Source organism: Sorangium sp. So ce145, from assembly GCF_051525985.1.
In the GTDB taxonomy this organism is placed as follows: domain Bacteria; phylum Myxococcota_A; class Polyangia; order Polyangiales; family Polyangiaceae; genus Sorangium; species Sorangium cellulosum_B.
In genome coordinates, this window is sequence record NZ_CP150315.1 from 2,757,932 (window position 1) to 2,777,598 (window position 19,667).

The following is a 19,667-nucleotide window of genomic DNA, read 5'->3' on the forward strand; positions in this document are numbered from 1 at the left end:
TTCGTCACTTCGAGCAGAGGATATCGGCAACGACGGACATGGATTCCTGGCTGCCCGCCGTCGCGATGGCGGAGCCGTCGGGCCAGGCGATGAGCCGCGCGCTCATGGTGACCGTGCAGTAATCGACGCTCACCGGGTTCGGGCCGCCCATGTCGCTGCCGGCGCGGTTTCCTATCGCAGGCCTTATCTTATCAGTGATCTCCACCTTGGCGATCCACTGGACGTCGGCGCGACCAAGGCTCCCTGGCGTCTCCGCCGCGGGCGGCTCCAGCAGCTCTTGTGCCGCGTCGAACGTGTGCGGCAGGAGCGGCCAGCACGCGTCGGTGATGACCGAGCAGCTCGTCGACCTGGGGATCATCTCCAGGCCGCCCTTCTGCTCGATCTCGGCGATCGCGAGCTGCATCGCGTACTCGGTGAGATAGTGGGTCTGCGTCATCCGGCGCTCGTGGCCGCTGGCGATGGTCGACAGCGTGGCCGCGTGGGCCGCGAACAGGCCGATCGCGGTGAGCATCGTGATGACCAGCACGACGATGAAGACGGCGGCGCCCCGCTCGCGGGAGCGCCGTCGGGACCGGGCGATGCTTGTGTTCACCATGGGACGTAGGCCTGGTTGGGGAGCGCGATGTCGGCGTAGAGCGTGCGCATCCGGGCGTAGACCGGCGGCGATCCGGAGGGCGCCGTGTTGCCATAGGTGTTGGCGCCCGCGGCGATGCCGGGGATCAGGAACCTGAGCCTGCGGCCATCGGAGGCCGGGGGTATGGGGACGGGGAGGCCGACGTCGCGATCGGGCGCGCGGGTGCGGGTCGAGAGCCGGACCTGGACCGACCGCACGCGCTCCGGCGTGCCGGGCGGTCCAGCATCGATCGCGGCGGCGGTGCTGTACACGAGCGCGTTGTCGGTCGCCATGATGGGATACCGCGTGATCTGCGGGTTGGTCACTCCAGGGACGGTGCTCTCCTGCGCGACGGAGATCCCGAACTTCAGATCGACGGCGTACTCCGCGATGAGCTCGAGCGTGCCCGGGAGCTCCCTATCCTCTTCGTCGAGCTCGACCCGCACGAGCTCGGTGCGGCCGTTGTCGCCGGTGAGCGTCCCGAGCTCCGTCGTGATGGGCGCCACGAGAGGGTCGTAGGCCGTCCCCTTGTCGACGAGGCTCCGGATGTCGTAGCGGACGCGGGAGACGACGTTCACCCATCCTCCGTCGCCGGTGGAGCCGCCGGGGGTCACGCCGCAATCGGCGAGCCCGACAAGCGTCGGCAGGCCGGGATCCGCCTTCAGCATGATGCGGATCTCGAGGGGCGGAGTGCCGACCACGTTGACCTGATCGATGACGCCGTACAGGAACTTCTCCTGACCGCGGACCATGATGCGCAGGAAGCGGTGAGGCGCGAAGATCTGGGTCAGGCTCTGCCCGCCGCCCTGCGCGCGCGCGAGCGTGCGCTGCACGGCGGAGCTGTTCGGGTTGAGCTCGACGACCCAGTCGCCCGTCTCATCGCTGATCTTCCTGAACTCGAACAGCTCGGTGCTGTTCAAGCTGCCGCCGATGATGATGGAGTCGGGGTGCAGCCCGTTGGCGATGCTCTGGCTGAGCTCCGACCCATGGAGGACCTCCGACCCTTGGCGCAGGATCGAGATCCCGGCGAGGCGCCTCAGGCCGTCCCCCGAGGCTGGGACCTTGCAGACCTCCGGGTCCTCGCGGATGTTGGGCGACGAGAGATACGCGGCGCGCTGCAGGTCCGCGGTGAGCCGGTTCAGCCCGAGCGTCGCCGCGAGGTGCGAGGCGGAGGCCCTCGCCTCGTTCTGGAAGAAGCGCGTCGCGTTCTTCGAGAGCAGGAAGGCCGCCAGCGACACGACGAGGCCGGCCGCCATCGCCACGAGCAGCTCCACGAGCGTGAAGCCTCGCTGTCCTGAGGCGCGCGCGCGCGGGCGGGTGGTGCGTCGGCTCGTCGTCATCGCCTGTCCTCGCTCGTGTTCCGGAGCACGCCGGTCGTCAGGTAGACCGCGCCGAAGCGCCCCGGGTTTGTGTCGACGGCGAGCGGGGCGATCCCGCAGTCGATCGGGTTCCCGTTGCGCTCCCAGACGACGCGGATCTCGGCGCGGATGAGGCTGTCCCAGATCGGCGTGCCCGACACGGGATCGGTGAACTGGCGGAAGCGCACGTGCGTGCAGAACGCGGACTCCCACGTGTCGCCCGCGTAGATGTCGGCCCCGAGCACGTCGGCGCTCGGCGACCCGAGCGCGGTGATCTCCGTGGGGGTCACCTTCGTGAACGGGGCGGTGGCGCTGAGCGCGAGCCAGGCGGTGTCGTCGTTGATGTCGGGCACCCGCATGGGATCGTTCCACTGGAGCGCGTCCACCCGCAGCCGCTCTGCCCAGGTCATGGCGATGCTGTTGGCGATCGTGAGGTTGCGCGCGTTCGTGTTGCTGATGAGCGTCGCCTTCTGCAGCGCGAGCACCCCGGTGGCGCCGATCGCCAGCACGCCGAGCGCCGCCATGACCTCGATGAGCGTGTAGCCGCGGCTCGCCGCCCTCCTCGCACGCGCCGCGCTCACAGCCCGAGCCTCGCGACGCCGTTCGGCGGGACGAAGACCGACCGCTGGAGGCCGGTCCTTGTGTTGGTCACGTTCACCCGGAGCGCGCCGAGCAGCGGCGCGAACGTCCCGGCGGGGTTGTAGCGGACGAACGTCCGCCCCCGCGGCGTGAAGCAGACGTCGGCGTTGTCGCTTGCCGCGCCGGTGGGATCGAGCAGCTGCATCGCCGCCAGCTCGATGCCCTCGGTCTGGAGCGTCGTGACCGGCTCGGTCTGGGCCGGGTCCATCCAGTTGGTAACGCTGAGGCAGCTCGTCGCGATCAGAGAGCCGGCGGCGATGTTGTCGACGTGCGCCTGCCGCACCTGGAACGCGCCTGTCGAGGCCGTCCACCGCACGAGGACCGCCGCCCCGCGCCCGATCGCCTGGTAGCGCGCGAGCCGGTAGATGCCGCTGATCTCCATCGCGGCGCGGTTCACGCGGCGATCGCGCATGCCGCTCACGAAGCTCGGCGACGCCGCGGCGGCCAGGATGCCGATCAGGACCACCACCGCGAGCAGCTCCGGCAGGGTGAAGCCGCGCGCGCCACGGCGGCGCAGCGCGCGCTGCCCCGGAGCGCAGGCCCGCGATCGATCGGAATCACGAGGAGGAGGTCGCGAACAGGAGGGAGGACGCACCAAAGGATCGGCAAAGGCAAGCTGCATGCCCTCGACATGCGGCGCTAAGTGATGGAACTTCATGAAGAATCTCTCAAAGCGATTCGCCGCGGGCGCTAACGATTGCGGCGCTATGAAAAAAGGTGCAAGGCGAACAGGCCATGCGATTCCCGCCCGAAAGGTGTTCACCGAGAGGCCCATTGGACCACAGCGTGCCAGCTGCGACTCGCGCGACGCGCGCGTGCCCCGGGGGGCCGTTGCGCCCCCGTGCGTGGCGCTGCGCGCTGCTCGCCGGCGCGCTCGTGGCCGCGCTGTCTTCGGGCTGCAGCAAGAAGGAAGAGCGCCTCGGCGCGCCGCCGCCGCCTCCGCCGGCCGCGAAGCCGGCCGCCTGCGCCGGCGGCGGGGGGACGATCAGCGACGCGGCGAGCGCGCCGTTCTTCCCGCGCACGACGGGCGGGTTCTGCCTCGACCCGAACGGCGGGGAGAAGACGTTCGGCGAATCGGCGCCCCTGCCGCTCGACAGCATCTGCGACATGTTCGACGGGGAGTGCGAGATCTACAAGGGATTCGGCGTGCGGCGCGTGGTCGAGGCGCGGTACGTGAGCGGCGAGGGCGGCTCCGCGACCGTCGACGTCCACCTCTCGAAATTCGGATCCACGGAGGGCGCTTACGGGATGTTCACGAAGCGCACCGTGGGCGATGGCGACCCCGCCGACGAGGCGACACCCCGCACGATCGAGGGGGGCGGCGCGGCCGCGATGGGGGTCGGGAACGCGTACCTCTGGCGCGGGCAGTACCTCGCCGAGATCACCTACAACGACGAGGCGCTGGCCGAGGCGGCGCTCAAGTCGTCGAGCGAGAAGGTCCTGCCTGGGCTCGTGAAGGAGATGGGCGCGAAGCTGCCCGGCGAGCCGTCGCTGCCGCCTGCCGCGGAGGCGCTGCCCAGGGACAACATGATCCCGCTCGGGATCCGCTACGAGACCAAGGACGTGCTCGGGGTGGATGGCGCCGGGCCCGGCGCGTTCGGCTACTACAAGGAGGTCGACAAGCGCTACCGGGTGGTCGCGATCGTGCGCGACGACGTCGACCAGGCCAAGGACGTGCTGTCGACGCTGGCGAAGCTGCCAGGCGCGGCCAGGGAGAAGGGCATCGGCGACGGCGCGGTGCGCCTCATGAACAAGGACGGCGAGGGCTCCGCGACCGAGTGGGTGTTCGCGCGCGCCGCCAAGACCGTCTACGGCATCGGCGACGAGGCCCGCGTGCTCCGCAACGGCATGACGGCCGACGAGCACGCCAAGCTGACGCTGACCAAGGAAGAGAAGACGGCGAGGCTGAAGAAGCTCGTCAGCGCGCCGGCGCGCTGATCGCAGCGGGAAGGGTCGAGCCGCCCGGGGCTCGCGACGCTGCGGCGCCGCGGCCCCGGCGGCGCCGCGCGCTCACTGCGTGCGGAGGATGACGTGGTAGCCGAAGGGCGTCTCGACGAGGTCGCTCACCTGGCCGACCTTGATCTTCTCGAGGCCCGCCTGGAACTCCGGGACCATCGCGCCCTTCGGGAACTTGCCGAGGTCCCCGCCGCGCTTGTCCGCCCCCGGCTCGTCCGAGTACTCCTTCACGACGTCCGCGAACTTGCTCGGATCGGCCTTGGCCTTCGTCATGGCCTCGGTCGCGCGGGCCTTGGCTTCGTCCTTCGTGCGCTCGACGGTCGGAGGCGCTCGGCGGCTCCCCTTGTACATGACGAGCAGGTGCTTCGCGCCGAACATCTCCCTCGGCGCCTGCGCCGACTGCGCCGGGCGGGGCGTGGGAGCGGGCGGCGGAGCGGCGGCGGTGGCGTGCTCGTGCTCGTCGGGCTCCGGGGCGACGGGGGCCGCGAGGCGGGCGAGCGGCGTCTTGTTGAACATGCCGACGAAGCCGAGGAGCCCGATCAGCACGAGCGCGCTGAGCACGGCGTGCGGCGCCCACCAGTACGGATCTTCGGGCTCGGCGCCGTCGTCCTCCGCGTCGTCGTCGTCGTCGTGCGCGTGGCCGTGTCCACGGCCGCGGGCCGCGGTGGCCTTCGCCTCTTCCTCCTCGTCGTCGTTGCCTTCGTCGGTCGACCCGGCCTCGTCGTCGAGGTCCTCGTCGTCCTTGGCCCTGTCCTTCTCGCTCGTCTTGCTCATAACGCTTCCCTGATCCGGGCCTCGGCCCTTAGCACGCGGCCACGCCGGCCGTCAGCCGATCTCCGCCCACGCGCTCGTGAGCACCGGATCGGGGCGATCCTTGACAGAGGTGACCACCGCGACCTTGCCGCCGGCCAGCGCCCAGCCCCGCGTGATGAGGGTGTCGCCCGGCCACACCGGCTTGCGGAACTGCGCGCCGTATGCCCGCAGCCGGCTCGCGTCGCCGCCCGCCGCCTTCTGGATGATCGCGCGCGCCGCGAAGCCGTACGTGCAGAGGCCGTGCAGGATGGGACCCTGCGTGAAGCTCGCCTTCGCCGCGACCTCCGGATCGGCGTGCAGCGGGTTCTCGTCGCCCGAGAGCCGGTACAGCAGCGCCTGCTCGGGCGCCGTCGCCTGCTCGACGACCCAGTCGGGCTCGCGGTCCTTCGGCACGGGGGCCTCCGACTCGGCGTGCGGCGGGCGCGGCCCGCCGAAGCCGCCGACGCCGCGCACGATGATCGACCACACCGTGTCGAAGAGCGGCTCGTCGTTGAGCGTGGTCTTCGTCTCGACGATCACCTGCGCGAACTTCTTGAGATCGTAGATGCCCGCCAGCGTGGCGGTCGTGAACAGCGTCCCGCTCGTCGGGAGCGCGCGGTGCACCCGGAGCGTCTGCCCTCCGTGGACGATGAGCGCCAGCTCGGCCCCGGCCACCTCGAGCGCCTCGAACACGGTCCCCTGGGAGGGGATCACGCCGAACGTGGGGTAGACCTTCATGCCTCCCGGCGCGCCCTCGTACAGGTACTCGAGCTCCTCGCGCTTGGCGCCGATCCCGAGCGCGTAGGTGGCCAGGGTCTTCCAGTTGAAGGTGAACGCGCTGGGCTGGGTCGTGTAGCCGACCTTCGAGAGATTCAGCGGCATCGGGGGCTCCTCGCAGGATGGAAACGGCCGGGCAGGCGTACCGACCTGGCGATGTCGCGTCAACTGCCGGCCGCCGAGCGGAGCGCGGCGTCAGGGCGTGAGGCGCCGCGGGCGGCGCCTGGCGCGGCGTCAGAGCGCGAGGCGGTACGCGATCAGGACGCCGATGTTGAACATGTCGACGCGCTCGGAGAGCGAGGCGAGATCCCCGGTCGGGGAGACCTTGCGCTGCTCGGGGAGGAACCAGCTCGAGTAGCGGATGTGGCTCCCGACGCTCCAGTTGTCGGCGAAGGCCCAGTCGCCGCCGATCGCGAGCCCCGCGGCGACACCTTCGGTGCCGAGCGTCGCCGCCCTGGGCCCGACGTACGCCGTGTCCGAGTACGGGTTGCGATCGGCCTCGACCGACCACGAGTCGTTGACGACGACGCCGCCGATCGTCACGCCGGCCCACCACTCCGAGCTGCGGATGCGGAGGGCGTAGTAGCGAAACAGCCCGTCGAGCATGAAGTAGCTGCGCGCGTGATCGCGCTCGAGGCTGGGCGCGCCGCGCGCGGCGTCGGAGGTCAGCGTCGCCGCCCAGAAGATGCCTGCGCCGAAGCCGATGTCGCGAAAGCGGTAGAGGTTGTGGATGCCGAGGGAGACGCTCGTCTCGCCCTGCTCGCAGGCGCCCGGAGACAGCGACACGGGGCAGACGTCGGCGCCGGGGAGCGTCATCACGCCGCTGCTCACCTCCACCATGGTGTAGGGGAAACCGCGCTCGCGCGCGGCGACGGCGCGGCGGGCGGCCCTGCTCTCGTCGGCCCGGCCGGGGGCGGAGAGCAGGAGCGCGGCGAGCGCGGCGGCGCACGCAGCGCCGCGCGAGCGCGCGCTCGTCGCTCGCGCGCTGCCACGCCCCACCAGCGCTGCCCGGCCGCCCTGCCCGGCGCGGGCGTTGGCGGGCGCTTGCGACGTCGGGTACCGGCCTCCTGGACTCACCTTCTCTGGATTATAACCAAGGACCCGTCGACGAGGGGAGCGGCGAGGCGGCGTCCGCGGGCAGCGGCGGCGGCGAGGGCGGCAGGATCGGCGCAGGTGCGGCGCTGGCCGGCGGCGAGGCGGCGCGCGTGCTGTCGGGCGAACCCGCGCCGCCCGGCGTCGGGGACGGCGCCTGCGAGCCCCGGGGGGCGGGCGCCGGCGGCTGGCCCTGGGGAGCGCCGCGGACCTCGGCCGGCGCGGGGCGGCGCGGCGCAGGCTTGCGGTCCAGGCCTGCGGCCTGCGGCCCCGAGCTCTGTGGAGCAACCTGAGGTGGCGGCGCCGGGGCGGAGCCCGGCGGGCCGCCGGAGAGCTCGGCGACGAGGTGCTGGGCGGTGGTGAGCGCCGGCTGCAGCTCGAGCGCGAGCTTCGCCAGCCGGATGGCGCCGGCCTTGTCGCCCGCGTATTTCCGCCCGAGGGCGTCGGCGACGATGCGCTCGGACGACTCGCGGCGGAGCTCGGCGAGGCGCGCGTCTCCCGGCCACCGCGCGAGCGCCTGCGAGACGATCTCCTTGACGTTCTCGCGGGGCGGGGTGTCCCAGGCGTGCCTGCCCATGCAGTCGCGCGCGCGCTCGATGTGCGCTTCGAGGGTGTCGCGCGCGGCCGGCCCCCCGAAGGCGCCGAGGTGCCGCCCGCCGAGGAACACGACGAACCCCACCGCGCCGGCGCACGCGAGCAGGGCGGTCGCGCGCGCGATCATCGCCCGACGAGGGAGCGGCCGCGCCGCGGACTCGACGCCTTGCATGGTCGACGGGACGGGCGCGGCGTCGCGCATGGGATCGATGCCGAGGCCGATCGCCGTGCGCGCAGGCTCGTCCTCCGCGCCGCCGTGGCGAGCGGCGCTCCACGATGCGCGAGCTCCGGCGTCGAGCCGCTCCACCGGTTCGGCGAACGCGCCGCCGAACCGCGCGCCGCTCGAAGGCCGCTCGGCCTGGGACGGCGCTGCGAGCGGCGTCGTCCAGGAGGGCGCCGAGCTCATCGAGCTGGACGAAGCGCGCTCGACGCCGCCGGAGGACGAGCGCTCCTCCTCGCGGCGGTGCGACGCGGGGTCGCTCTCGCGGCGGTGCGACGCGGGGTCGCTGTAGCGCGCTGCCTCGGCCCCCGGGAGGCGGGGATCGAGGTCGCCGATGTGGGCGCTCTCGAGCGTCGGCGCGGCGATGCCGCCGATCTGGGCGGCGAGCGCGGGGGAGAGGTCGAGCGATTTGGTGCGCGACTTCGAGGCCAGCTTCATGACCGCGCTGGCGCGCAGGAGCCCGGGCTGGGCGGCGATCTCATCGGGGTCGAGCCCGCTCGCCCGGACGGCGAGGGCGAGGTCGCGGCCGAGGGCGCGCGCGTCGGGGGCCCGGTCCGAGGGCTTCTTGGCGAGGTTCTGCATCACGATCCGCGCGATGGGCTCGGGCACGTAGCTGGAGCGCGCGATGCTGCGCAGGTCCGCCGGCGGGGCGTGCGTGTGCTGGACCAGGAGCGCGACGGGCGAGTCGCCCTCGAACGGGGCGCGCCCCGCGAGGCACTGGTACAGCATCGTCGCGATGGAGTAGACGTCCGCCGGCGGACCGACCCGCTGCCCTTCGGCGCCTTCGGGCGAGATGTACTTGGCGGTGCCGAAGATGAGCCCCGCCTGGGTGGTCATCGCTTTGTCGGCCCAGTCGAGGCGGGCGATGCCGAAGTCGAGCACCTTCACGTAATCCGGGTCCTCGCCGCGGCGGACGAGCATGATGTTCTCGGGCTTGAGATCCCGGTGGACGATGCCCTGCGCGTGCGCCTCGCCGACCGCGTCGCACACCTGGAGGGCGATGTGGAGCGCCCTCGGGAGCGGCAGCGCCTCGCTCTCGCCGCCTGCCCCTGCCGCGGCGAGCGCGGAGAGCAGCGAGATGCCGTCGAGGTGCTCCATGACGAGGTAGAGCTCCCCGCCGATCCGGGGGTCGGCCGTGGGGGGCACGCTCCCGGTCATGAGGACCTGGACGACGTTCGGGTGGACGAGCCGGCTCGAGATCTTGGCCTCGCGGTGGAAGCGGCTCACGAGCTCGGCGTTGCTGCTGAGCTCGCGGTGGAGGATCTTCACGGCCACGTCGCGCTCGATCCCGGCCTGGAAGGCGCGGTAGACGCGGCCCATCGAGCCGATGCCGATGAGGTGGCGGGTCTGGATCTGCCCCCCGAGCGTGATGCCCACGTACGGGTCGCGCTCCGCGGCGCCGAACGTGGGGCTCTTGCGCGAGCTCGCGAGCGGGGTGCCGTCGCGCGGGCAGTAGAGAACGCCCGCGTCGTAGCGCTCGCCGCACGAGGGGCAGCTCTTCGCGGTGGACGGCTCCATCGACGGCGCTGATCCTAGCACCGCTCCCGCCATAAATTCTCGGACGGAGCGGCGTTTCGGCGCGCCGCGGCGCCCGAGGACGCTCGGACGTGGACCGACCGGCGCCTTGCGACTACGGTCGCGGCGTGAGCGGTTCCAAGGCGGGTGCAGCACGGGCGCGCAGCGGGAAAGGGCGCGGCAACGCGGGTGCCACCCCTGCGCCCGCCGCGCGCCAGGCCGCCGCCTCGCTGGCCCGGGAGGCCGCCTCGCCGCCCCGGGAGGTCGCCTCGCCGGCGGCCGATGCGGGGCCGCGCGAGGGCGAGTACGTCGTCACGCTCCCCACGTTCGAGGGGCCGCTCGACCTGCTGCTGCACCTCATCCAGCAGCACGAGCTCGACATCCTCGACATCCCCGTGAGCTTCGTCACGGAAAAATACCTCGAGTACCTGAAGATCATGCGCTCGCTCTCGATCGACCTCGCGAGCGAGTACCTCGTGATGGCGGCGACGCTGACGCACATCAAGTCGAAGATGCTCCTGCCGAGCGTGCCTGCGGGGCAGGACGACGACGGGATGCCGGGTGAGGAGGAGGATCCGCGGGAGGAGCTCGTCCGGCGGCTCCTGGAGTACCAGAAGTACAAGGTCGCCGCGGCCGACCTGGCCGAGCGCGGGACGCTCGGGCGCGACGTGTTCACGCGCGGCATGAGCGAGAGCGAGGTGCCGAAGGGCCCGGCTCCGTTCGCGCCGACGGCGATCTTCAGCCTGCTGGACGCGTTCGAGCGCGTGCTGAAGCGGACGAACGTCCAGATTGATCATGAGGTCGTCTTCGATCGCATCAGCATCACGGATCGCATCGTCGAGCTCACGGAGAAGCTCTCCGCGCGGCGCGCCATGCGGTTCGAGGATCTGCTGCTCGACAGCGTCTCGAAGGGGGGAGTGATCCCTCGCTTCGAGGTCGTCATCACGTTCCTGGCCGTGCTCGAGATGTGCAAGCTGAAGCTCATCCGGGTCCATCAGACGGACCCGCTGGCACCGATTCACATCCAGCTCGCGGTAGCCGATGGCGCGCCGGTGGCGGATGACGGATTCGAGGACGGCGCGCCGGCGGCGGAGCGGATCGAGACAGCGGGGAGCGAGGATGCAGGAGCACCGCCTGCTGCCGCAGAGGGCGAGGTCGCGGAGGCCGTCGAGGTGGAGCGAAGCGAGCCGGCTGGGCCGGAGCTCGTCGAGTCGGCCGAGCAGGCGCGCGGAGAACTGTCGGAAGCGGAGCTCGCGGGGGCGCCGAGCGGCGCACCGGAGAGCCTGGAGCCGGTCGAGCCCCTGGAGCAGGTGGAGGACGTCAGCGTCGCGGAGGCAGAACCGGAGCCCGCGGAAGCAGCAGAGGCGTCGAGCAGCGAATCGGCGTGGTCGGAGCTGGTCGAGCCCGTGGAGCAGGTGGAGGACGCCAGCGTCGCGGAGGAGGCAGAACCGGAGCCTGCGGAAGCAGCGGAGGCGTCGAGCAGCGAACCGGCGTGGTCGGAGCTGGTCGAGCCTGTGGAGCAGGTGGAGGACGCCAGCGTCGCGGAGGCAGAACCGGAGCCCGCGGAAGCAGCGGAGGCGTCGAGCAGCGAACCGGCGTGGTCGGAGCTGGTCGAGCCTGTGGAGCAGGTGGAGGACGCCAGCGTCGCGGAGGAGGCAGAACCGGAGCCTGCGGAAGCAGCGGAGGCGTCGAGCAGCGAACCGGCGTGGTCGGAGCTGGTCGAGCCCGTGGAAGAGAGGAACGTCGAGGCGGGTGACGCGGACCTGGCGGAGCCCGTGGAGCCACCGATCGGCGAACCGACGGGCCCGGAGCTGGCCGAGCCGGCTGAGGAATCGAGCGGCGAAGCATCGGGGACGGAGCTTCCCGGGACGGCGGAGGAGACGAGCCATGCGCACGACCTCGCAGGGGGCGAGCCTTTGGTGGACGCGATGGAAGCCGATGCCAGTCCGGCTCCGGAAGAGGCGGAGCGCGGCGATGCGGTTGTGGGCCCGAACGCGCACTCGACCGCAGAGGACTTCGCAGCGCCGCCGACAGAGGTGGATGAGGTAGACGCAGGGAGTGGCCGTGACGGTGGCTGATGCCGCGGCGAAGCGGCGGCGCATAGCGAAGACGACGACAGGTCAGGGCGCGTCGGCGCGGCTGCGGGCGGCGGCGCACGCATGGCTCGGCGAAACGAAGCGGCCGAGGGGCGGGAAGAAGGAGCCGCGCGCGCCGAAGACGGCGGGGCAGGGCACGCCGGCCAAGGCGAGCGCGCAGGCCACGCCGGCGCGGCTGCGGGCGGCGGCGCACGCATGGCTCGGCGAAACGAAGCGGCCGAGGGGCGGGAAGAAGGAGCCGCGCGCGCCGAAGACGGCAGGGCAGGGCACGCCGGCCAAAGCGAGCGCGCAGGTCACGCCGGCGCGGCTGAGGGCGGCGGCGCACGCGTGGCTCGGCGGAACGAAGCGGCCGAGGGGCGGGAAGAAGGAGCCGCGTGCACCGAAGACGGCGGGGCAGGGCACGCCGGCCAAGGCGAGTGCGCAGGTCACGCCGGCGCGGCTGAGGGCGGCGGCGCACGCGTGGCTCGGCGGAACGAAGCGGCCGAGGGGCGGGAAGAAGGAGCCGCGTGCACCGAAAGGGACACGGCACGATCCGGTCGCTCGCTTCCGCGCTGGTGCATGGGGCCAGCTCGGCCATCCGGCGCGCCGCGCCGACGTTCCTGTCCGGAGCGCAACCACGGCGCCCGGGCTCTCTGCCGTCGCGCGCAAGCACCTGAAGGGGGTGTTGGAAGCGCTCATCTTCGTGGCGGAGCGACCGGTGCCGGCGCGTGATCTCGCGCGTTCGGCGAACGCAGAGCACCGCGTCGTGCGAGAGTTGCTGGCCGAGCTCGTCGCGGAGTACGACGGACGAGGATTTCGTCTGGACGAGGTCGCCGGAGGGTACGTCTTTCGAACGAGCCCCGCATTTGCGCCCTTCGTTCGCGAGGTGACAGAGCAGAAGCCGGTCAAGATGTCTCGCGCCCAGACCGAGACGCTCGCGATCGTCGCGTACCGGCAACCGATCACGAGGCCCGAGATCGACGAGATCCGCGGTGTGGATTCCGGCGCGGCGCTCAAGTCGCTCCTGGAGCGTGACCTCGTGAGGATCCTGGGCAAGAAGGACGAGCCTGGGCGCCCGATGCTGTACGGCACGACGGCGCAGTTCCTCGAGTTCTTCGGTCTGAAGGCGCTCGGCGAGCTGCCCACCCTGCGCGAGTTCACCGAGCTGACCGAGGAGTCGCGCCGTGCCTATGAGCGTGAGCTCGGCGAAGAGCCGCCCGAGACGGGGGTGGTGACATCGGGACAGGAGAGCTTCGCCGGCGCGGAGGGATCGCTCCGGACGAGCGTCGCCAGTGCAGGCGAGAACCTATCGGAAGACGTCGGCGCGTCGTCTGCTGCGCCGCGGGAGGGAGAGGTCGCGATGGAAGCAAGGGAAGACGAAATGTCCGAGGAGATCTCTGTCGTGGAAGCGGACGCAGCGCTTGGTGAGCCTGCTGAAAAGGACGCATTCCAGCACGCCAACGACGTCGCGGAGGAACGGCGCGACGAGGATGACGAAGACGACGAGGACGAGGACGAGGACGAGGAGGACGACGAAGACGACGAAGACGACGAAGACGACGAAGACGACGAGGACGAAGACGAGGAGGACGACGGAGACGAGGACGACGAAGACGACGAAGACGAGGAGGAGGACGACGACGACGAAGACGAGGACGAGGACGAGGAGGACGACGAAGATGATGAGGACGACGAAGATGACGAAGACTGAACGTTCGCCCTTGTCTGAACGTCCAGCGCGTCGCCCCGTCGTTCACGGCGGTGGAGCATCCGTCGGATCCGGATAGGCCTCGGCCAGCTTCGTTGCGGCGCTCCTCAGCTCGGGGTGGGCGAGGAGCTTGCGGAAGAGCCGCCAGAGCTCGGGATCGGCGAGCACCTGGAGCGGCGAGGCGGCGACCTGTCTCCTCTTCTTGCGGGGGATCGCCTCCGGACCTTTTCGTCGCAGCTCCTCCATCATTCCCACGAAGCGCTTCGTGGGAAAGAGATCTCCGTGCTCCCACGCGAGCACGGTCTCCTGCTCGATGCCCAGCGCTCCGGCGAGCTCGCGGGCCGTGCAGCCGAGCTCCTGCCGGAGCTTCTTGATGTCCTCGGGGGCCATGCGGGGCGAGGGTAGCGGCCTCGAAAAAAGAAAGCGACGTCGAGCAACCGGCAGCGAGCTCCCGCCGAACTCCGCGTCATGACCCATCGTTGCCCGCTTCGCCCCTCGTGGACTCCCCGCGCGCTCCGCGCGCTGCCGCTCGCGCTCGCGCCGCTCGTGGCCTCACCCCTGTCCTGCGCGCCGGAGCTCGTCGTTCCCCCGCAACTCGATGAAGGCGGTGACGAAGAAGACGCCGAGGTCGCCGGCCCCGCAGACCCGGGCCCCGAGCTCCAGATCGAGCCCGCCGCGCCGCTGGACGCCGCGCCTCCGGTGCTGCGGGCGCGCGTGCTCCTCCCCGGCGCCGCTCTCGGGAGTGTCGACCCCGCCCGTGCGCTGGTCGTCCGCGGCAAGCTCAGCGCGGCGCACCTCCGGCAGATAGAGCGAGGCGAGCTGTCGACGGCGCTGTCGGAGCGCGTCGTCCCCTCGATCGCCTGGCTGAACGGGACTCCCCCTGGCGACCTCTCGCTGACCGTGGCGCCGCTCGCCCCGCTCGCCCCCGGGGAGACCTACGCCATCGCGAGCGGCAGCCCTGTGTTCTCGCACCACATCCAGATCGCCACGGAGGGCTCGCCGCCCGTGCTCTCACGGCTCTGGCCGCCGCCCGACGCCGGCGCGACCCTCGGCCTGGGGGTGTGGTGCGGTGACGCGCCCCTCCCGGAGGTGGTCGCCGCGGCGACGCTCGCGCCTGGCGGACCGGCGGGCGAGCTGCGCCGCGGCGCCGTCGACGACATCGGCGCGCGCTGCCTGCGCTTCGAAGGGGAGCCAACCGCCACGGCGCCGCCCGGGGCCGACGGCGTGCGCCTCGTGGGGCCTCCCGTCGCGCTCCCGGGCGAGCCGACGGCTGTGAGCCTCGATCCGCGTCCGTTCATGCTGGAATCAGAGCCGCTTCCCGCCATCGCGGTGGCGTGTGCGCCGGACGAGCTCGCGCTCGGGCCAGGCTGTGCTCGGGTCGCCGACGATCGGATCCTCGTTCGTTCGGCGGATGCGCCGCTGCTCTGGGCGATCGCGGGCGCGGGGTTCGACGAAGTCTTCGCGGTGCCGCCGGGCGAGCCGTTCGTCCTCGCTCCCCTGCCGCCCTCGAGTCCCGTGGAGCTCGCCCTTGCGATCGTCGACAACGCCGGGGTCGTGGAGCGCCGGACGTTCTCGGCCATGACGCTCGCGCCCATGCCTCATGTGATCATCAACGAGGTGCTGGCGAACCCCGTCGGGCCAGAGCCAGGGCAGGAGTGGGTCGAGCTCTACAATGACGGTGATGTCCCTGCTGAGCTCACAGGGGTCGTACTCGCCGATGTGGGTGGTGAGACCGAATTGCCCCCTATTTCGTTCATGCCCGGCGCGTACGCTCTGGTCGTCAACGAGGACTACGTTTCTGATGATGAGCTCGACCCTCCGCCTCCTCCCGAGACGCTTCTTCTCCGTGTCCCCAAACTTGGCAGCCACGGGCTGTCGAACTCGGGAGAACCGCTCAAATTGAAGGATCGAGGAGGTGTTGTCTTGTCCAGGTCGCCCGCCGCGCCCGTGCCAAAGCCGGGAATGAGCCTGGCCCGCGTCGCTCCGCACGCTCCAGACGGCTCGGCTGGCTCCTTCGCGACCAGCTGGCCGACGCCCGGTCGCGTGAACATAATGAACCAGGAGATCCCCTGAAGGATGGGGAGTTTGCCTCCGCGCGGGGCGAACTCGCCATGGGGCTGAGAAAATTCGAGCAAAGCGGGTGACGGACCCGTCTATGAGAGCTAGGTTTCAATCGAGTAGACAGACGGGTGGGGGGGCCGCCACCTGAGGAGACGCTGCCGCGCTGTGAACGCGAGCTGTGCGGCAGGTGCCTTTCGCGTGGAGTTCGGCGATGGCTGGTGTTCGTGAAAAGCTGTTGACGGCATCGGACCTCGCAGCCTTGTGCGAGGTCGACTTGAAGACAATCCATAACTGGGTAGATCGGGGGAGGATTGCCCATTTCCGTACGCCGGGGAGACACTTGCGCTTCAAGGCTGCGGACGTGGCCGAGTTCCTCCGTGCATGGGGCTATTCGGTGCCCAGGGAGCTCGCCAAGGCGACCTCCAAGTCGATGATGGCCATCGGCACCAAGGATACGATGGCCCACGTGGCGCGAGCCCTCGGGGAAGGCGTGCCCATCCGGCACGCGAGCCACCCGTATGACGCGCTGATCTTCGCGGGGGCGGACCCCGCGGACGTGTACATCGTCGACGTGCGGGCGGTGGCCAGCGACGTGGACGTCCCCTCCCTCTTCGAGGCGCTCCACCGAGCGAACTCGCAGGGGACCTTCGTCGCCTTGTCGGATGAGCCGATCAGCCTGCCGTCGTTCGTCGGCCGGATCGGCCGGAGCGACGCGCAGCAGCTGAAGGGCTTCCTCGTGCCCGAAGCGGCCGCGCAGACGGCGACGCCCCTCCAGGCGGCGAGCGGTCCGGCGTCGGAAGAGCCGCCGCGGAGCCTCGCCGCAGGCGGGTCCTCGCGCTGAGCCAGGGCCCCGGCCGTCCTACGCCCAGCAGAAGAGGCTGGGCTAGGACGGCCGGTCGCGCCCGAGGAGGCTCCGCCAGGAGCCGCAGCACTGCAGAGCGAGCCGCTGAGGTCAGAACCCCCTCCTGCAGCACAACCCGGGGCCGGTTGATGGGTCGCTCGCAACCCCGCTGTCGAGTCCGCTTCGGAGTCTCCTGGAAGAAGACGCGCCCGAGGAGCAAGGCCCCTCGGACGGAGGCGCTTCAGCTTCCAGCGATGGTCATGGAGGAGACCCGGAACGTCGGTGAGCATGTCGACGTCCGGAGATCCAGGTCATCCCCGACGGCGTCGATCCGCTGCAAGAGCTCGTCGAGGTTCAGCGAGATGGTTACCTCACTCACCGGATAGGCGAGCTCTCCATTCTCGATCCAGAAGCCGGACGCGCCCCGGGAAAAGTCGCCGGTCACGGCGTTGAAGCCGAAGCCCATCATCTCGGTGACATACAGCCCGCGCGGCGTGGAACGCACGATCTCCGCCGCCGGCGTGGAGGTGGGCTGGAGGAGGAAGTTCGACGTGGACGGCCCGACGCCGCCGCCAGCGCCGCGCGAGGCGCTGGCGGTCGGCGGGCGCTTGAGCTTCCGGCCGCTGTAGCTGTCGCAGAGGTAGATCTTCAGGATGCCTTGCTCGACAACGACGTTGCGCCGGGCGAGGAGGCCCTCGCCGTCGAACGGGCGCGAGCCGGGCGCGCGCGGGATCAGCGGGTCGTCGACGACCGTGATGAGATCGCTGGCGATGCGTGTCCCCTCGCGGCCGACGAGGTAGCTCGACTTGCGCCAGATCGAGCTGCCCATGATGCAGGAGCCGAGCAACCCGAGCATCGACCGGGCGACGTCCGGGTCGAAGACGACGGGCGCCTCGCAGGTCGCCACCTTGCGGGCGCCGAGCTTGCGCAGCGTCCGGCGCGCCGCCTCGCGGCCCACGGCGTCCGGGGCGTCCAGGTCGGCGAGGTGGCGCCGGCCGGTGAAGTAGAAGCCGCGGCGCTTCTTGTCGCCGCTGTCGTCGGCGATCGGGGAGACCACGAGCTGCGCGTACGAGCCGGCGAAGCCGCCGCGGAACCCGCCGGACAGGACGAGGGCGAAGGCGCCCGCGCTCCGCGAGAACGTCGCGCCCTCGCTGTTCGTGATCCGCGGGTCGGCGTCGCGCGCGGCCTGCTCGCCTCGGCGCGCGATGTCGATCGCCTGCGCGGCCGTGACCTCGCCGCCCGAGGGATCGTAGAGATCGAGCGCGGGAAGGGGCCCCTTGGCGATGAGCTCCGGATCGGCGGGGCCGGCGAACGCGTCCTCCTGGGAGATGTCGGCGAGCTCGAGCGCGTCCGCCACGAAGCGATCGATGCCGCGGGGCGTGAGGTCGGACGTCGAGGTCAGCGCGACGCGCTGCTTCTTGATGATCCGCATGCCCAGGCCCTTGTGGACAGCCTCCTCGACGAGCTCGGGCTCGCCGAGGCGCACCTTCGTGGTGAGCTCGGAGCCGGAGCGGGCGATCGCCTCCGCGACGTCGGCGCCGCCCTTCCTGGCGCGCGTCACCACCTGCTCGGCGAGCTCCATGAGTTCCTCGACCTGCTGCTCCACGCGGGCTCGTTCGGACATGGGGCGACAGGGTGGTGGAGCGGGCTGGCTCCGTCAACGCGGTGACGTGGTCGCCTCCCCCGCGCGCACCAGGGGCGCCTCAGCCCCGCGCGCACGAGGGGCGTCTCAGCCCGGCCGGTTGGAGCGCCCGCCGCTGCCGACGCCGAGCCGCCGCTGAGGGCGTGTCGAGGCGGGCCGGGGCGGAACGACCTCAGGCGCTGGCTCACTCGGGACGGCGCGGGGGCGCGCGCCGGGGGAGGGCTCGGCCTTCGGCGCGCCGCCCGCGGGCTCGCGCCGGAGCAGGGCGCTCACGGTGACCGCGAAGCCGGCGGCCAGCATGGTGTACATCCAGAGGAGCGCATAACCGAGCGGACCGCCGGCGACCGGGTGGACGCCGAAGTCGCCCTCGACCTGCCGGTAGGTGCCGTCGAGCGCGAGCCGCCGGGACAGGGCCAGGACGGCGACCAGGGCGAGCGACAGCGGCGCGCCGGCGAGGACGGCGAGCGCGCGGACCGCGCGCTGCGCGGTCCACCTGCCGCCAGCGCTCCCGGCGAAGCGATTCGCGGCCGCGAACCCGGCGGGCACCGAGGCGGCATTGACGAGGACGAGCACGAGGTCGACGGCGGACGGGATGCGGCGCGTATCGACGAGGTACGCGAAGCTCCAGTCAGGGGCGAACACGAGGAAGTACGCGCAGACCGGCGCGAAGACGAGGCAGGCGAACAGGGAGACGAGCGCGAGCGGCCGAGCGCGCGCGCCCGGCGCTGGCCGAGGCTCCGACGCGCGCAGCGCGCCCAGGCGGTGAGGGGCTGCAGCGCTGAACCAGGCGAGCAGCGCACCGAGAGCAAAGCCGACGAGGGGAGCGACGAAGGCGGGCACGCGGCGCCGAAAGTAGTCCTGTCGCCCCCTCCTGAGCAAAGTGCCTGGACCTTTTCCTGACCAGGGCGGGATCGAGCGGCCCACACCGGGGCTCTTCCGGGCGCGGCTTGGCAGGCTGGGCGGAACGTTTGCTCTGGGAACGCCGCCGCGCTAAGCGGCTGCGCACATGGAGCCGCGCCTCGTCCGGGAGATGCTTGAGCGCGTTCGGACCGGCGAGCTTGCCGTCGAGGAGGCGCTCGATGCCCTCCGAGGGCTGCCTTTCCGGGACCTGGGCGTCGCGACCGTCGATCACCACCGCGCGCTCAGGCAGGGCGTCCCCGAGGTGATCTTCGGCGAAGGGAAGACGCCCGAGCAGATCGCCCTGATCGCCGGGGAGATCTCGGGGGCGGGGCAGAACGTGCTCGTGACCCGGGTCGACGCCGCGAAGGGCGCGGCGGTCTCGGCGCTCTTGCCCGCGTTCCGTTATGTGCCCCTCGCGCGGACCGGCAGCATCGAGGTCGCGCCGCCGCCGAAGCGCGCCGCCGGGGCGGTCGCCGTCGTGACCGCGGGCACGAGCGATCTGTCGGTCGCCGAGGAGGCCATCGAGACGCTGCGCGCCGTGGGCCTCGAGGCGAAGCGGCTGTACGACGTGGGGGTCGCGGGGCTGCACCGCTTCCTCCATCGCGTCGAGGAGCTGCGCAAGGCGTCGGCCGTGATCGTGGTCGCGGGCATGGAAGGCGCGCTGCCCAGCGTGGTCGGCGGGCTCGTGGCGGCGCCGGTGATCGCGGTGCCGACGTCGGTCGGCTACGGCACTGCCCTGGGCGGCTTCACCCCGCTCTTCGCCATGCTCACGTCGTGCGCCTCTGGAGTCGCCGTGGTCAACATCGACAGCGGCTTCGGCGCGGCGATGGTGGCGCATCGCATGTTGCCGAAGGAGTAGCTCGGAACGAGCGCGACCGCGGGAG

18 protein-coding genes are annotated in these 19,667 nt (G+C 71.6%); 6 read left to right on the forward strand and 12 right to left on the reverse strand.

What is annotated here, in order from left to right:
- Positions 1-4 precede the first annotated feature (4 nt).
- The 4 genes from WMF34_RS10560 to WMF34_RS10575 are packed head-to-tail and all read right to left on the reverse strand — an operon-like array spanning position 5 to position 3,385.
- A complete protein-coding gene (locus WMF34_RS10560; RefSeq protein WP_437993200.1) occupies positions 5-595 on the reverse strand; it encodes a hypothetical protein in 591 nt (196 codons plus the stop codon).
- Positions 589-1,953, reverse strand: a complete 1,365-nt coding sequence (locus WMF34_RS10565; protein ID WP_437993201.1) for a PilW family protein — start codon at positions 1,951-1,953, stop codon at positions 589-591. The genes WMF34_RS10560 and WMF34_RS10565 overlap by 7 nt, the downstream gene beginning before the upstream one ends.
- Positions 1,950-2,552: a type IV pilus modification PilV family protein gene (locus tag WMF34_RS10570; protein ID WP_437993202.1), complete on the reverse strand. Its 603-nt coding sequence runs from the start codon at positions 2,550-2,552 to the stop codon at positions 1,950-1,952. The genes WMF34_RS10565 and WMF34_RS10570 overlap by 4 nt, the downstream gene beginning before the upstream one ends.
- Positions 2,549-3,385, reverse strand: a complete 837-nt coding sequence (locus WMF34_RS10575) for a pilus assembly FimT family protein (RefSeq protein WP_437993203.1) — start codon at positions 3,383-3,385, stop codon at positions 2,549-2,551. The genes WMF34_RS10570 and WMF34_RS10575 overlap by 4 nt, the downstream gene beginning before the upstream one ends.
- An 11-nt stretch (positions 3,386-3,396) precedes the next feature.
- Between WMF34_RS10575 and WMF34_RS10580 the strand changes: the two genes are divergently transcribed.
- The gene (locus tag WMF34_RS10580; protein WP_437993204.1) at positions 3,397-4,548 is read left to right on the forward strand and encodes a DUF6599 family protein; all 1,152 of its coding nucleotides are present in this window, start codon (positions 3,397-3,399) and stop codon (positions 4,546-4,548) included.
- Positions 4,549-4,620: 72 nt separating this feature from the next.
- On the opposite strand, the gene WMF34_RS10585 is transcribed toward WMF34_RS10580, so the two are convergent.
- The 4 genes from WMF34_RS10585 to WMF34_RS10600 form a co-directional block, all read right to left on the reverse strand.
- Positions 4,621-5,340 carry a peptidylprolyl isomerase gene (locus WMF34_RS10585; protein ID WP_437993205.1) on the reverse strand — a complete coding sequence of 240 codons (720 nt, stop codon included), beginning with the start codon at positions 5,338-5,340 and terminating at the stop codon, positions 4,621-4,623.
- Positions 5,341-5,391: 51 nt separating this feature from the next.
- Positions 5,392-6,240 (reverse strand): MaoC/PaaZ C-terminal domain-containing protein, encoded by an 849-nt coding sequence (locus tag WMF34_RS10590; RefSeq protein ID WP_012234659.1) that lies wholly within the window; start codon positions 6,238-6,240, stop codon positions 5,392-5,394.
- Between the two features lie 129 nt (positions 6,241-6,369).
- Positions 6,370-7,212, reverse strand: coding sequence for a hypothetical protein (locus tag WMF34_RS10595; protein ID WP_437993206.1), 843 nt, complete (start codon positions 7,210-7,212; stop codon positions 6,370-6,372).
- A gap of 10 nt (positions 7,213-7,222) precedes the next feature.
- The gene (locus WMF34_RS10600; protein WP_437993207.1) at positions 7,223-9,559 is read right to left on the reverse strand and encodes a serine/threonine-protein kinase; all 2,337 of its coding nucleotides are present in this window, start codon (positions 9,557-9,559) and stop codon (positions 7,223-7,225) included.
- Between the two features lie 125 nt (positions 9,560-9,684).
- Between WMF34_RS10600 and WMF34_RS10605 the strand changes: the two genes are divergently transcribed.
- Positions 9,685-11,634 (forward strand): segregation/condensation protein A, encoded by a 1,950-nt coding sequence (locus WMF34_RS10605; protein WP_437993208.1) that lies wholly within the window; start codon positions 9,685-9,687, stop codon positions 11,632-11,634.
- Positions 11,635-11,676: 42 nt separating this feature from the next.
- Here the strand turns inward: WMF34_RS10605 and WMF34_RS10610 are convergent, their stop codons facing one another.
- Positions 11,677-12,081, reverse strand: a complete 405-nt coding sequence (locus tag WMF34_RS10610) for a hypothetical protein (RefSeq protein WP_437993209.1) — start codon at positions 12,079-12,081, stop codon at positions 11,677-11,679.
- Between the two features lie 235 nt (positions 12,082-12,316).
- Here WMF34_RS10610 and scpB point away from each other — a divergent pair, with 235 nt between their 5' ends.
- The gene (gene scpB, locus WMF34_RS10615) at positions 12,317-13,342 is read left to right on the forward strand and encodes an SMC-Scp complex subunit ScpB (protein ID WP_437993210.1); all 1,026 of its coding nucleotides are present in this window, start codon (positions 12,317-12,319) and stop codon (positions 13,340-13,342) included.
- Between the two features lie 42 nt (positions 13,343-13,384).
- Here the strand turns inward: scpB and WMF34_RS10620 are convergent, their stop codons facing one another.
- Positions 13,385-13,729, reverse strand: coding sequence for a helix-turn-helix domain-containing protein (locus WMF34_RS10620; protein WP_044964518.1), 345 nt, complete (start codon positions 13,727-13,729; stop codon positions 13,385-13,387).
- A gap of 78 nt (positions 13,730-13,807) precedes the next feature.
- On the opposite strand from WMF34_RS10620, the gene WMF34_RS10625 reads away from it, so the two are divergent.
- Both WMF34_RS10625 and WMF34_RS10630 read left to right on the forward strand, forming a co-directional pair.
- A complete protein-coding gene (locus WMF34_RS10625; protein ID WP_437993211.1) occupies positions 13,808-15,412 on the forward strand; it encodes a lamin tail domain-containing protein in 1,605 nt (534 codons plus the stop codon).
- A 199-nt stretch (positions 15,413-15,611) separates the two neighbouring features.
- Positions 15,612-16,241, forward strand: a complete 630-nt coding sequence (locus WMF34_RS10630) for a helix-turn-helix domain-containing protein (RefSeq protein ID WP_012234666.1) — start codon at positions 15,612-15,614, stop codon at positions 16,239-16,241.
- A gap of 241 nt (positions 16,242-16,482) precedes the next feature.
- Here the strand turns inward: WMF34_RS10630 and WMF34_RS10635 are convergent, their stop codons facing one another.
- A complete protein-coding gene (locus tag WMF34_RS10635; protein ID WP_437993212.1) occupies positions 16,483-17,865 on the reverse strand; it encodes a TldD/PmbA family protein in 1,383 nt (460 codons plus the stop codon).
- Positions 17,866-17,970: 105 nt separating this feature from the next.
- The gene (locus WMF34_RS10640; protein WP_044964521.1) at positions 17,971-18,723 is read right to left on the reverse strand and encodes a hypothetical protein; all 753 of its coding nucleotides are present in this window, start codon (positions 18,721-18,723) and stop codon (positions 17,971-17,973) included.
- A 166-nt stretch (positions 18,724-18,889) separates the two neighbouring features.
- Between WMF34_RS10640 and larB the strand changes: the two genes are divergently transcribed.
- On the forward strand, positions 18,890-19,642 hold the full coding sequence (larB, locus tag WMF34_RS10645; protein ID WP_012234668.1) for a nickel pincer cofactor biosynthesis protein LarB: 753 nt from the start codon (positions 18,890-18,892) through the stop codon (positions 19,640-19,642).
- Positions 19,643-19,667 lie beyond the last annotated feature (25 nt).